Annotated in this window: 14 protein-coding genes; all 14 read right to left on the reverse strand. The window is 27.8% G+C overall.

The features are described 5' to 3' along the window. Positions 1 to 101: 101 nt before the first annotated feature. The 14 genes from spoIVA to NG904_RS05650 all read right to left on the reverse strand — a co-directional run bounded on the left by spoIVA (position 102) and on the right by NG904_RS05650 (position 14,147). Positions 102 to 1,580 carry a stage IV sporulation protein A gene (gene spoIVA / locus NG904_RS05585; protein WP_252230361.1) on the reverse strand — a complete coding sequence of 493 codons (1,479 nt, stop codon included), beginning with the start codon at positions 1,578 to 1,580 and terminating at the stop codon, positions 102 to 104. A gap of 148 nt (positions 1,581 to 1,728) precedes the next feature. After that, a complete protein-coding gene (locus NG904_RS05590; protein ID WP_252230363.1) occupies positions 1,729 to 2,721 on the reverse strand; it encodes an NAD(P)H-dependent glycerol-3-phosphate dehydrogenase in 993 nt (330 codons plus the stop codon). A 2-nt stretch (positions 2,722 to 2,723) separates the two neighbouring features. Further along, positions 2,724 to 4,040 (reverse strand): ribosome biogenesis GTPase Der, encoded by a 1,317-nt coding sequence (gene der, locus NG904_RS05595; protein ID WP_252212913.1) that lies wholly within the window; start codon positions 4,038 to 4,040, stop codon positions 2,724 to 2,726. Further along, positions 4,040 to 5,374: a DUF512 domain-containing protein gene (locus NG904_RS05600; protein WP_252230365.1), complete on the reverse strand. Its 1,335-nt coding sequence runs from the start codon at positions 5,372 to 5,374 to the stop codon at positions 4,040 to 4,042. Before NG904_RS05600 ends, der begins: the two co-directional genes overlap by 1 nt. Positions 5,375 to 5,566: 192 nt before the next feature. Then, positions 5,567 to 6,223 carry a phosphate signaling complex protein PhoU gene (gene phoU, locus NG904_RS05605; RefSeq protein ID WP_252212917.1) on the reverse strand — a complete coding sequence of 219 codons (657 nt, stop codon included), beginning with the start codon at positions 6,221 to 6,223 and terminating at the stop codon, positions 5,567 to 5,569. An 18-nt stretch (positions 6,224 to 6,241) separates the two neighbouring features. Further along, positions 6,242 to 6,991, reverse strand: coding sequence for a phosphate ABC transporter ATP-binding protein PstB (gene pstB, locus NG904_RS05610; RefSeq protein ID WP_252230367.1), 750 nt, complete (start codon positions 6,989 to 6,991; stop codon positions 6,242 to 6,244). 13 nt (positions 6,992 to 7,004) lie between these two features. Next, positions 7,005 to 7,889: a phosphate ABC transporter permease PstA gene (gene pstA, locus NG904_RS05615; protein WP_252230369.1), complete on the reverse strand. Its 885-nt coding sequence runs from the start codon at positions 7,887 to 7,889 to the stop codon at positions 7,005 to 7,007. Continuing rightward, positions 7,889 to 8,779, reverse strand: coding sequence for a phosphate ABC transporter permease subunit PstC (pstC, locus tag NG904_RS05620; protein ID WP_252230371.1), 891 nt, complete (start codon positions 8,777 to 8,779; stop codon positions 7,889 to 7,891). The genes pstA and pstC overlap by 1 nt, the downstream gene beginning before the upstream one ends. Before the next feature lie 22 nt (positions 8,780 to 8,801). Next, positions 8,802 to 9,692: a phosphate ABC transporter substrate-binding protein gene (locus NG904_RS05625; RefSeq protein ID WP_252230373.1), complete on the reverse strand. Its 891-nt coding sequence runs from the start codon at positions 9,690 to 9,692 to the stop codon at positions 8,802 to 8,804. Positions 9,693 to 10,015: 323 nt separating this feature from the next. Continuing rightward, on the reverse strand, positions 10,016 to 11,710 hold the full coding sequence (locus NG904_RS05630) for a HAMP domain-containing sensor histidine kinase (RefSeq protein WP_252230381.1): 1,695 nt from the start codon (positions 11,708 to 11,710) through the stop codon (positions 10,016 to 10,018). Continuing rightward, positions 11,710 to 12,414, reverse strand: a complete 705-nt coding sequence (locus NG904_RS05635) for a winged helix-turn-helix domain-containing protein (protein ID WP_252230383.1) — start codon at positions 12,412 to 12,414, stop codon at positions 11,710 to 11,712. The genes NG904_RS05630 and NG904_RS05635 overlap by 1 nt, the downstream gene beginning before the upstream one ends. Positions 12,415 to 12,425: 11 nt before the next feature. Continuing rightward, positions 12,426 to 13,163: a peptidoglycan editing factor PgeF gene (gene pgeF, locus NG904_RS05640; RefSeq protein ID WP_502801454.1), complete on the reverse strand. Its 738-nt coding sequence runs from the start codon at positions 13,161 to 13,163 to the stop codon at positions 12,426 to 12,428. A 189-nt stretch (positions 13,164 to 13,352) separates the two neighbouring features. Next, on the reverse strand, positions 13,353 to 13,805 hold the full coding sequence (gene nrdR / locus NG904_RS05645) for a transcriptional regulator NrdR (protein WP_252212927.1): 453 nt from the start codon (positions 13,803 to 13,805) through the stop codon (positions 13,353 to 13,355). A 69-nt stretch (positions 13,806 to 13,874) separates the two neighbouring features. Next, complete coding sequence (locus NG904_RS05650; protein WP_252230385.1) at positions 13,875 to 14,147, reverse strand: YlmC/YmxH family sporulation protein; 273 nt, start codon at positions 14,145 to 14,147, stop codon at positions 13,875 to 13,877. Between the last annotated feature and the right edge of the window lie 66 nt (positions 14,148 to 14,213).

Below are 14,213 nucleotides of genomic sequence, written 5' to 3' on the forward strand. Positions count from 1 at the left end.
TTATCCACAAATTTTTTAATAATATAAATTCCTAAAGAATTAAAAAGGAGTTCAAAGACTCTTTCTCTTTAAACTCCTTTTAAATTATTAATCCCTTAAAGTTAAAGAATTATACAAATCAAACCGCCATTACCTTCATTAATAATTTTTTGAAGTGTCTTTTGAATTTTAACTTGTACATCTTCTGGCATTTTATATAATTTGTTTTGAAGTCCTTCTTTAACTAGTACTTCTAAAGATTTTCCAAACATGTTGCTTTGCCATAGTTGTGCTGGGTCTGTTTCAAATTGTTCTAGTAACCCCTTTACAAGTTCTTCTGATTCCTTTTCAGATCCCATTATTGGGCTAATCTCTGTCTTTATGTCACACTTTATAAAATGTAAGCTTGGAGCACTTGCTTTTAATTTAACACCAAATTTACTTCCTTGTTTTACAATCTCTGGTTCCTCGAATTTCATTTCTGATAGTTGTGGTGCTACTAATCCATAACCAGCTTCCCTAACATCCTCCAAGGCATCTTTAACCTTATCATACTCTAATTTTGCATAAGTTAAATCTTTTATTATACTTAAAAGATCACTTTCTGAATTTACTTCTAAATCACATATTTCACTAAGTATTTTATAAAATATACCATCTTTAGGTTTCATAAGTATATTTGCTGTTCCATTGCCTAAATCAACTTCTTTAATAGATGTTGTGCCCATAAATTCTTTCTCTTCAAAACTATTTAATATATGTTTAACATCTCTAACTTTTGAAATTTCATTACTCATAGTTAAAATGACATCGAAGAAGTTCTTTTTTAACCAATGATTACAATCTAATTTTTCTAACCATTCTGGCATGTCTATATTAACTTCTTTTACTGGGAATTCTCTAAGTACATACTCAAATAAGTCTTCTATATCTTCTTCACCCATATTGTATATATCCATTACTTTTACTGCTACATTATATTTTGCTTCTAATTCATTTTTTAATGCTTTTGTTTCTTGAGAATTTGGTTTATTAGTATTAAGTACAACCACAAATGGTTTATTTATTGATTGAAGCTCATATATAACTCTTTCTTCTGCCTCCATATAATCTTCTCTTGGTATTCCTGTAATACTTCCATCTGTTGTAATTACAAGTCCTATGGTTGAATGATCACTGATAACCTTTCTAGTGCCTATTTCTGCTGCATCTTCAAAAGGAATTTCATACTCATACCATGGTGTATGTACCATCTTACTTTCTTCACCTTCTAAATATCCCAATGCACTTTTTACAATATATCCTACACAATCTACCATTCTAACTTTAAATTTTGTTTCATCACCTAAATTTATCTCTACCGCCTCATTTGGCACGAATTTAGGTTCTGTTGTGTGAATACTTTTACCTGAACCACTTTGTGGTAACTCATCTTTCGCTCTTTCTTTCTTATAAGTATTATCAATCTTTGGTATTACCATAAGGTCCATAAACCTTTTTATAAAAGTTGATTTACCAGTTCTTACCGGTCCAACTACTCCTACATATATGTCCCCTTGGGTTCTTTCAGCTATATCTTTGTATATGTTAAAGCTGTCCACATTATTCCCTCCTTATTCTTTTTACCAATATATATATATTCTTAAAAAACTAAAAATATACAGATTAAATAAAATTTTAAATAGAAAAGTCCTAAAAAGACTTTATTAACACAGTTATATGGTTAAAAAATTCTTTTTAGGACTAATATTAAAATATTTCACTTTTCTTTTCGCGAAGCATGAGTTCTTCAATCCCTAATTTAGGATCTTTTTTCTCAAATAAAACTTTATACAAAATGTCAGTTATAGGCATAGATACTCTTATTTTTTCTTTCAATTCATAAAAGGCTTTACAAGCTTTTATACCCTCAACTACCATTCCTATTTCTTCGATTGCTTTATCTGCATTCATACCACTTCCAATTAATAAACCTGCTTTTCTGTTCCTAGAATGATTAGAAGTACATGTTACTATCAAATCTCCCATTCCAGTTAAACCATAAAAAGTTTCTTCTCTTCCACCAAGAACTAAACCTATTCTAGAAATTTCTTTCATTCCTCTGGTCATTAATGCAGCTTTAGTGTTATCTCCATAACCTAAACCATCTAAAATTCCAGCAGCTAGTGCAATTATATTTTTAACAGCACCTCCAACTTCTACTCCTACCAAATCTTCATTTGTATATACCCTAAAGAAAGAGGTCATAAATAAATTTTGAACTTCACTAGCAGAATTCATATTTTCTGAAGAAACTACAAGTGTTGTTGGAAGTTTTAATACTACTTCCTCAGCATGGCTAGGTCCCGATAAAACAACAATTGGATTATTTAATTCTTCCTTAATAACGGCAGATAATCTTTTATCAGTATGTTCTTCGATTCCTTTGGCAATTGAAATTATAATGGTTTCTTGTTTTATTTTATTTTTTAACTGTTTGCAAATACTGCGTATTGTATGAGATGGTATTGCTAAAACAATATATTCAGCATTTTCAGTTGCTTTTTCTAAATTATCAAACGCTTTAATATTACTAGGAATTTCTAAATTTTTTATATATTTATCATTTCTTCTATTAATATTTATGTCATCAACAACTTTTTTATCTCTATTGTATATACTTACAGTATTCCCCTTTTCCGCAAGCAGTATAGCTAAAGCTGTTCCAAAACTTCCTCCACCTATAAAACTTACTTTATTCATTACTATTCCTTCCTTTGTCTATACTCGATTTGTATACCAGTACCTTTAAAATCAAAACTATTTCTTAATTGATTTTCTAAATATCTCTCATAAGAAAAATGTGAAGCACTAGCATCGTTAACGAAAAATACAAACTTAGGTGGTTTAGTAGCAACTTGAGTTGCATAATATATCTTCATTCTCTTAAGGCTAACTATTGGTGGTTCTTTCATTAGTATCGCCTTACTTATTACGTCATTTAATATTCCTGTAGATACTCTCTTGTTATAATTGTTATAACATTTTTTAGCTAATTCTAAAATTTTATGAGTTCTTTGTCCTGTTAATGCTGAAATAAATAAATATTCAGCATATGGCATAAATTTCAAACTACCTTGTAAGTCTTTTTTAAACTTCTCCATAGTTTTGTCATCTTTTTCAACAAGATCCCATTTATTCACAAGAACTATTATAGCTTTATTTAACTCATGAGCATAACCTATTATTTTTTCATCTTGTTCTGTTACACCATCTTGAGCATCTATCATAAGTATACATACATCTGCTTTTTCTATTGATGCATATGTTCTTATAACACTATATCTTTCTATTTCTTCTTTAACTTTGCTTTTTCTTCTAAGTCCAGCTGTATCGATTAAAATGAATTTTCCTTGTTCTGTTTCTAAATAACTATCTATAGCATCTCTAGTTGTTCCTGCTATGTCAGAAACAATAAGTCTTTCTTCTCCTAACAACTTATTTATCAATGATGATTTTCCTACATTAGGCTTTCCAATCATAGCTATTCTGATATATTCATCCTCTTCAGCATCAGCATCAAATCTATCAAAATGTTCTACTACTCTATCAAGCATATCACCAAGACCTAATGCTTGTGATGCTGATATTGTTATAGGATCACCAATTCCTAAGTTATAAAATTCCCAACTGTTTTCTTCATATTTTAAAGAATCAATTTTATTTACTACTAATACTACTGGCTTTTTACTTTTTCTTAACATATTAGCTACTTCTTGATCCGCAGCAGTTAAACCTTCTTTACCATCAACTATAAATACTATTACATCAGCAGTTTCTATAGCAATATTCGCTTGTCTTCTCATTTGTTTCATTATTATATCGTCATTTGTAGGTTCTATACCACCAGTATCTATCATAGTAAAGTTATAATTTAACCATTCAGCCTCAGCATAAACTCTATCTCTTGTTACTCCCGGTGTATCTTGTACTATGGAAATTCTCTTCCCTGCTAATTTATTAAATAATGTTGACTTACCAACATTTGGTCTTCCTACTATTGCAACTATCGGTTTTCCCATTAAAATTCCTCCTTATATTCGTTTAATATACTAATTAAATTTTCTCCTGTGTAATCTGTTACTATAACTTTTACATCTAATGCCTCTTCAATATCTCTAATTTTCAAATCATCTAGCATAATTTGTTCACTAGAGTCAGCTAATTCATATCCTTTTCTAAACATACAATCAGCCATTAATAAATATTTCGTATTTATTTTTCCTTTTAATTGATCTATTATATCAGTTCCAGTTAAAAGTCCTGTTATAGTTATTGTTTCTCCAAAATAATTGTTTATTACTTTGTATACATCTAATTTTATATTAGGATTTTTTTTCACAATTTTATCTCTAGCTTTCATGACCTCTTCATAAGCTAAAGCACCTGTTGCGATTGAAAAACTTCCCTTAGAATTTTCATCTAAATCATTTAATGTCTCATCTATAACATCATTAAAGTATCTTACAACACCTACGCCATCTTCTAGTTGTTCATATCCTTTATAGAAGTCGCTATTTGGAACTTCCTTACCTGAAACTATATAAAATTCGTCTGATAGCCTTACAAAAGGTTCATTTACTTCTTTCATAAATTTATCTTGAAGTTCTTTAACCATTTCGATTTCTTTTGCAGATTGCTCCTTAGTAAATGTCTTTACATGTTGAAGTTTTTCTCTAAATTTAGTTATTCCTATTGGAACAACAGCCACACTAGCTACAAATGGATGAAGCTTATATAAATCTTCTATAGTTCTCTTTAATTCATCTCCACTATTTATGCCTGGTATACATACTATTTGAGCATTTATTGTAATTCCTGAATCTGTTAATCTTTTTAATCTCTCTAATATATTTCCTGCAAATCTATTATTCAACATTTTAACCCTAAGTTCTGGGTTTGTTGTATGTACTGATACATTAATTGGACTTATGTGATATTTTATTATTCTATCAATATCTTCTTCCTTCATATTAGTTAATGTAACAAAGTTTCCTTGAAGAAAAGATAATCTAGAATCATCATCTTTAAAATATAAAGTATCTCTCATTCCAGGTGGTAATTGATCTATAAAACAAAAAATGCATTTATTACTACATCTTTTTGCTTTATCCATTATGCCACCGCCAAATTCAAGACCTATATCTTCTCCGTATTCTTTTTCTATTTCTATTTCCCAAATTTCGCCATTTGTTTTTTCTATTTCTAAAACTATTTCTTCATCTGCTGATAAAAATTTATAATCCATAATATCGCCTATTGGAGTTTGATTAATAGATATTAGACTATCATTTATTTCTATTCCAACTTCTTCAGCAATACTGTATTCTTCTACTTTTGTTATAATATTTTTCATTTTTTCACTCCTAATTATAACATCCCATCTTCATTATAGTACGTTTAATTATATAATAACTAACTAGTTATTGCAAACACTATATTTAAAACCATTTTTATTCATTTTTCCCTAAAATAAACTTTAAGTTTAAACCTTTTTTTATAAGTAAAGGCTAGGAATAATTTACTTCCTAGCCTCTACTTTATTCTTTTATTCATTTAAATCCACATAAGTTCCATTCTTAGAAAAAATTGTCCATTCACATATATTAGTAACATGATCTGCAATTCTTTCTAAATACTTTATTACAAATAATAGCTGTGTTCCTTGATTAATTAAATTTTCATTCTTTTTGATTTCATTTATGCAAACACCAAATAATCTTTTATATAAATCATCTATTGCATCATCCATTTTACATATTTTATATGCAAATTTAACATCATCCCTTATATATGAATCTATTGCTAATCCAATCATTTCTCTAACTCTTATTTCCATATCCCACAATTCACTAATATTTTCTTTAAATACTACTCTATCTAATCTTTTAGTTATTTTGCATATATCCACTGCATGATCTGCCATTCTTTCTAGATCCGTTACTATTTTTGATGCTGTAAACACTCTTCTTAAATCTGTTGCAAGTGGTTGTTCCATTGCGATAAATTTTATACAATCTTCTTCTATTATTTTTTGCAACTCATCTACTTTATCATCGTATTTTATAACCTTATCTGCCATATCTGAATCATGATTTTTCAATGAAACCATACTATCATGTATTTGTTTTTCTACTAAACTTGTCATTTTCAATAATTGTCTATTAATTTCTTTAACTCTAGCATCTTGAGATTCTCTTGTCATTAATCCTCACCCTTTCATTTAACCAAATCTACCAGTTATATAGTCTTCTGTTCTTTTATCTCTAGGATTATAGAATATATCCTCAGTTTTTCCAAATTCTATAACTTCTCCACTTAAAAAGAAAGCTGTTTTATCTGCTATTCTTCCCGCTTGTTGCATATTATGAGTTACTATAACTACTGTATAATCTTTTTTTAGTTGCTCTATTAATTCTTCTGTTTTATTCGTTGAAATTGGATCTAAGGCCGATGTTGGTTCATCCATTAAAATAACTTCTGGAGATACTGCTAAAGTTCTTGCAATGCATAATCTTTGTTGTTGCCCTCCTGAAAGTCCCATTGCACTTTTTTTTAATCTATCCTTTGTTTCATCCCAAAGTGCTGCGCCTTTTAAACTATTTTCAACAATTTCATCTAATATTTTTTTATCTTTAGTTCCATGAATTCTTGGGCCATATGCTATATTATCATAAATAGACATAGGAAATGGATTAGGTCTTTGAAATACCATCCCGACTCTTTTCCTTAAATATATCTCATCATAATCTTTATATATATCTTTATCTTCAAATAAAACCTCTCCAGTTATTCTAACTATTTCAATCAAATCATTCATTCTATTTAAAGTTCTTAAAAAAGTTGATTTACCACATCCCGATGGTCCTATTAATGCTGTAACTTCATTTTTATTTATATTAATATTTATATCTTTTAGCGCTTGATTTTCAGCATAATATAAATTTAAATTCTTAGTTTTTATAATACTCATTCCTTATACTCCCCTACTTTCCACCATAAGATTTCATTAATCTATTTCCTATTAGCCTTGCTAAAATATTAAATAAAAGAACTGCTATAATTAATACTGCTGCTGTCCCATTAGCAATTCTAGCTGCATCTACTACTATTCCTTCAGAATTTAATTTCCAAATGTGAACAGCCAAAGTTTCTGCTGGTCTAAAAAGAGAAAATGCCGATTTATTTCCAACCAAACTTATTTGATTAAAATTTAAAGCTCCTGAACTTAATCCTGCTGTATACAGGAAAGCTGCTGCCTCTCCAAAAATTCTACCTGCTGATAATATTATTCCAGTTAAAATCTCGCTCATGGCTGTTGGCACTGTAAGTTTAGATATTGTTTGCCATTTACTTGCACCAAGTCCTAATGAAGCTTCCTTTACCTTCTTGCTAGCTGCTTTTATTGCATTTTCTGAAATTCTAGTCATAGATGGTATATTTAATATACTGACTGATATAGCTCCAGCGAGTATTGAATATCCCCAACCTGCCATATTAACAAACACTAATAGTCCAAACATACCTATAACTATAGATGGTAATGAAGAAATTGTTTCAAGAGACATTCTTATTATATTTAAAAACTTTCCTTCTTTTGCATACTCAGCTAAGTATATTCCTGCACCTATTCCTATTGGTACTGTTATTATTAATGAAACAATAAGCATATAAAATGAATTAAATAATTGTGGTCCTATTCCTCCACCAGCTCCTGTTAATTTAGGTTTTCCAAATAAGAAAGAAGGTTTTATCATATTTCCACCTTTATATAATATATAAGCAATAAATGCACCTAACAAACCTACTATAAATATGCTTATTATATAAAACACTACAGTGGCCATTTTATCAACTTTTTTAGCATCCATTATACTGCACTCCTTTTTTCTATCTTTCTAACTATTACTATAAAAATAAATGAAATAACAAGTAATATTAATGCTAATGTCCATAATGCGTCATTCCACATTGTTCCACCTACTGTATTAGCCATATCCATTGTTATAATACTAGTTAATGTAGACATTGAAGAAAGAAGTCCTTCTGGCAATTTAACAGTATTACCAATTACCATTTGTACTGCAAGTGCTTCTCCAAACGCTCTTGCTATACCTAATACTACACCTGTCAAAATTCCTGATTTCGCTCCTGGTACTATTACCCTGCTTATCGTCTGCCATCTTGTAGCTCCTAATCCATAAGAAGCTTCTATATGATCATTAGGTATATTTTTTATTGCATCTATAGCTAAAGTAGCAATTGTAGGTAATATCATTAATGATAAAACTAATATTCCTGATAAAAGTGAAAATCCCATTCCTCCAACATTGTTTTTTATAAATGGTACCAATACTGATATTCCAACCCACCCATAAACAACTGATGGTATTCCAACTAATATTTCTAATGATGGTTTTATTACATTATTACCAAACTTATTAGAAATAATGTTAGTAAAAATAGCTAGTGCAACTGCAATAGGAGCACTTAAAATTACAGCTCCTATTGATACACATGTAGAACCTAAGATGAATGCTAAAGCTCCAAAGGAAGGCTGCTCTTGATTTGGCTTCCAATCATTTTTAAATAAAAATTCAGTTATGCTATATCCATTTTGGGTAAATGATTTAATTCCTTTTGAAGCTATAAATAATAATATCAAGCCTGTAATTACTATTATTAGTATTCCACATAGAGTTGCAAAGCCCTGACCCAAATATTCATTTTTAAGCCTTTCCTTAAAACTTCTCTTTTTCATCTTTTAATCATCCTTTAAATTATTATTTTTCTTTTATTTCAGCTCCTGAAATAAATCCTAAACTTTCTATGCTTTCCTTATTATCTTCACTTGTTATAAAATTTATAAATTCTTGACTTAATCCTTCTGCTTCACCTTTTGTATACATATGACCCCATGACCAAAAAGAATAACTCCCGTCTTTTATATTTTCACTATGTGCAGATACTCCATCAATACTCGTAACTTGTAATATTTCTTTAGCATCAGCTGTATTCATATAAGAAAGAGCTAAATAACTTATTGCTCCATCATTTTGTTTCATCGCAGTAAGAACTGCACCATTTGAATCTTGAACTGCCCCTAAAGAATCATTTTCTAATGACTTATTTCCATCTAATATTTTATTTTCAAATGTACCTCTTGTTCCAGATCCTGATTTTCTATGAATTAAGAATATTTCTTTATCTGGACCTCCAACGTCCTTCCAATTTGTTATTTTTCCTGAAAATATTCCTTTTAATTGTTCTTTACTTAAATTTGTAACTCCTAATGATTTATTTACAACAATTCCAAAACCTTGACCTATAACTTTATGATCTACTAATTCTTTAGATTGCGCTTCATCTAATTTTTCTTCTGCAAATATATCTGAATTTCCAATATCAACTGTCCCTTCTAATACTTGAGTAAGACCTGTTCCTGAACCACCTGCTTGCGCACTTACTGCAGCATTAGGATTTATTTCATTAAATTTTTCAATTGATTGCTCCATTAATGGTAATAATGCCGATGATCCACTTACCGTTATTGATCCACTTATTCCATTTCCTGCCTCACTCGCACTATCTTCAGATCCGCATCCGACCATGCTTCCTCCAATCATAGTTATTAATAATGCGCTGACTATAAGTTTTAAAGTATTTTTTTTCATATAAAATTCCTCCATCAACTTTTTTATACATTAATTAATTCTTTCATACTTATAATATAACCAGTAAGTTAAGCTATTATTAGATTAAAGTTAACTTTTATTAGGACTACGTTAAATGAATTTAACATTGGAAAATATCAATACCTTACTACAGCATATCCTAAAATTTAAATTAATTTTATAAAATCTATGCAAAATAAAATAAGCTGAAAATTTTACTTTTCAGCTTATTTTAATAATTGGCTATGTTTTAAATATGTGTTTATCTATGCAATATGTAAAGTGACGTATATCAACACAACACTAAAACATACTCTAATAATTTATATATATTTTATTCTCACTTTAAATGTGCTACCTTCACCAAATGTACTTTTAACATTTATATCTCCATTAAATGTTTTAACTATATGTTTTACAATAGCTAGTCCTAATCCTGTTCCACCTTTTTTTCGTGATTTATCCACTCTATAAAATCTTTCAAATATTCTTGGCAAGTCTTCTTTAGGTATACCTATTCCATTATCATTAACTTCTAAATAATAATATCCACGTTTACTATAACTTATCACTTTAACATTTGAGCCATTCTCTGAATATTTTATAGCATTTTCAACTAAATTTAATGTTAGCTGATAAAACTTGTCCTTATCTCCTAATATAAGTTCTTGATTATCATCATCAAATTCCAAATTTATTTCTTTATTATTAGCAAGTTTTCTTACCATATTTACAACATCTTCTATTATAGTTTTAGGTAAAAATTCATCATTTTGAATTGATATATTACTCTCAATACTAGAAAGTACTAAAATATCATTTATTAATCTTGATAATCTTTCTGATTCCTTGTCTATTATATTTAAAAATTTTTCTCTAGTTTCATCATCTTCTACATATCTTAATGTTTCTGCAAAACCTTTAATAGATGTTAATGGTGTTTTTAACTCATGAGACACATTTGCAACAAATTGAGTTCTCATAAGTTCAAGTTTTTTTATGTCAGTTATATCCTGTATCGTTATAACTTTACCTATCATCTCTATTCCGTTTATTATATTTGATTTTTTTATCTTTAAATCACGTTCTATTGGATGAAGTATTTTTATTTCTTTATCTATTTCATAATCCTCTTCTAAAAAAGTATTTATATCATAATCTGAAATATACTCAATTATGGATTCACCTAAAATATTTTTCTTTATACCAAATATTCTTTCTGCATAAGGATTAATAGATATTACAATATTATTATTATCTACTGCAATAACACCACTTTCCATACTTCTTAAAATAGATTCTATTCTAGTTTGTTTGTCAACTATCTCATGCATTTTCATTTGAAGCTGATCTGCCATATTATTAAAACTTTCTCCTAAATTTCCAAGTTCATCTTTACTATTTATTTTAGCTCTTATTTTATAATCTCCATTAGCCATCTTGTGAGTCACTGATTCTAAATCTTTAATTGGCTCAATAATCATTTTTATCAATTTTAAACATAATGATATAGAAAAAAACATTACAACAGTTATTATTCCTACACAATATTTTATATTTTTATTTTGGAACGTTTTTACCATATTAACAGGAACTGAACTTACCACTATTAAATTGTTATTTAATTTTGTAGCATAATATATTAAATTAATATTACCATCTTCACTATACTTAGTTGATGATCCTTCTCCACTTTCTATAGCTTGTTGAAATTCTTTATTATCCTTATAATTATTTTCTAATTCATTTTCCATATCATATAATACAATTCCCTTTGTATCAAGTAATGTAAATCTAACTGGTGCATTGTTTATTTTTATTTCTCTGAAATCTTCTTTATTGATATTATTTAATGAATCTAAGTTATCTAATTGACCAATAAGTAAGTTAAAATTTCTAAGTTCATTTTTCGTATCTCTAATTTGTTGAAAATTACTTAACAACACAAAAAAAGAAGTTACTATTATAAGAGCAAAAAAAACTGTCATCATTGATGATATTAATATTTTCTTTTTCATTATTTATCAATTTGGTTAAACCTGTAACCTACTCCTCTAATGGTTTCTATAAATTTAGGATTTTTATCGTCTTCTTCTATCTTCTTTCTTAGATATCTTATATGTACATCTACTGTTCTAGTTTCCCCTATGTACTCATATCCCCATATTTTATCTAATAACGTTTCTCTTTGAAGAATTTTCCCTCTATTTTTTATTAATATTTTTAAGAGGTCAAATTCCTTTAAAGTCAATTCAACTTTTTGATTATTAATAAACACCTCATGTCTATCAAAATCTATTTTAAGACCTTGAGACTCATATGAATTATTTTCAATGTCTGCCCCTGGATAAGTTCTTCTAAGAACAGCTTTAACTCGTGCTAATAATTCTCTTACAGAAAAAGGTTTAGTTATATAATCATCTGCACCTAATTCTAAACCTAAGATTTTATCAATTTCCTCTCCTTTTGCTGTCAACATTATTATTGATGTATTTTGAGTTTCTTTATCTTTTTTTACTTCTTTACAAACATCAAAGCCATCTAATCCTGGTAACATTAAATCCAATAATATTAATTTAGGTTTTTCTATCTTTGCTATTTCAAGGGCATCTATACCATTATTGCAATAAAAGACCTTGTACCCTGCATTAATTAAATTAAACTTTAGTAATTCTATTATGTGTTCTTCATCATCCACTATCAATATTTTTTCATCAGACATAACTATTCTCCTTACTCTAAAATTATAAAAGTAAACATTCTACCATAATCCCCATTTGATTTTCTATATGAATGTAATTTAATTTTTTCACTACAATATGTACATAATTCTAAAGTATTTATATTATCTTCTTTAACTCCTGAATTTCTTAAATCATTTAATATACATTCTTCTAAATTTAAATTATTTTTATTGAATAAATCCAACTCTTTAATTTCTTTCTTTTTTTTTAAAAACTTTTCTTTTAATTCCGCTGATACTTCATAACAACAACTTCTTATATGAGGTCCTATATAAGCTTTAATATTTTTAGGATTACACTTAAACTCGTTCTTCATTTTTTCTATTGTTTTTAAAGTAATAGAATTAAATGTTCCTCTCCATCCACTATGAATTGCTGCTGATACCTTTTTAACCTCATCCACTAATATAACAGGAACACAATCCGCAGTAAAAACTCCAATAATAACATTTTTGTTATCTGTTATTATTGCATCCCCTTCTTCATTTTTAATATCATTATTATTATAAATTAATATATTATCACTATGTACTTGTTTTAAATATACCACTTCGCTAACATTAAATTTATATTTCAGTGATTCTAATTGATTAATTCCTTCATCAGTATTCCTATTAAAACTCCTATTAAGTTCTGCATTTGAAAATACTATTTTGGCAGTATTGTCTAATTTTATTGTCATAAAATCTTCTATATTTTCTATTTCTTTTAAGTCTAATTTTCTCAGAATTATCCCCCCAAATTTATACATTAATTTTATCATTTATAAGTTTTATATTAATTGTATTAACTAACTTTTAACGCCCATATAACATATATATAACATACTATTATATATATTAATATATAAAAAGGATTTGAAAGTTAAATCTAACATATTCAAAATCCTTTTTAAATAACTATTTTAATTTTAATTTTAATTAACTACGAGATTCTTAATTTCTTCTAAGAAAGTATTTATATCCTTAAATTGTCTATAGACCGATGCAAATCTAACATACGATATTTCATCAACTTGTTTAAGTTTATCCATAACCATTTCACCTATATCTTTAGATGCAACTTCAGTAACCATTCTATTAGAAATTGATTTTTCTATTTCATAAGCTATATCTTCTATTTGTTTTCTTGAAACAGGTCTTTTTTGACAAGCAATAATAAGACCATTAATAATTTTTTCTTTATTAAAGTTTTCCCTAGTTAAATCTTTTTTAACAACTAAAACAGGAAAATCCTCTATTTTCTCATACGTAGTATATCTCTTATTACAATTTAAGCACTCTCTTCGTCTTCTAATTGTAGTATTATCATCTGTTGCTCTGGAATCAACAACTTTGCTTTCTTCAAAATTACAAAATGGACATTTCACTTTAATCACCTCTTTTACTTTAGTAAAAAGTATTTATAAATTTATTATATATAGTTTTTGTTCTGATTACTACCCATTATTAGAATCATACTCTGGAATATTATTTGATTTAACTAATATAACATCAACTCCAACTTTTACTATATCATCCCACTTAATTTCTATTTCATCATCTTTTAAAAACCACGATTTCATAGTTGTACTTGGTAAAATTAATGAAGTTATTTTATTTTCATCACAATCGACTTTAAAATCTTTTATAAAACCAAGTTTACGCCCTGTAGATATATCTATTATTTCCATAGATCTCATCGCATTAAGTGAATACATTTCTGCTTCCATAGTTATCCCCCTACCTATAAAAAAATACTTTTATCCATTAACACTGATTTGTAATACTCTTTCTTG

Origin of the sequence: Clostridium sp. ZBS15 (genome assembly GCF_023845705.1) — a bacterium.
GTDB lineage: Bacteria > Bacillota > Clostridia > Clostridiales > Clostridiaceae > Clostridium > Clostridium aquiflavi.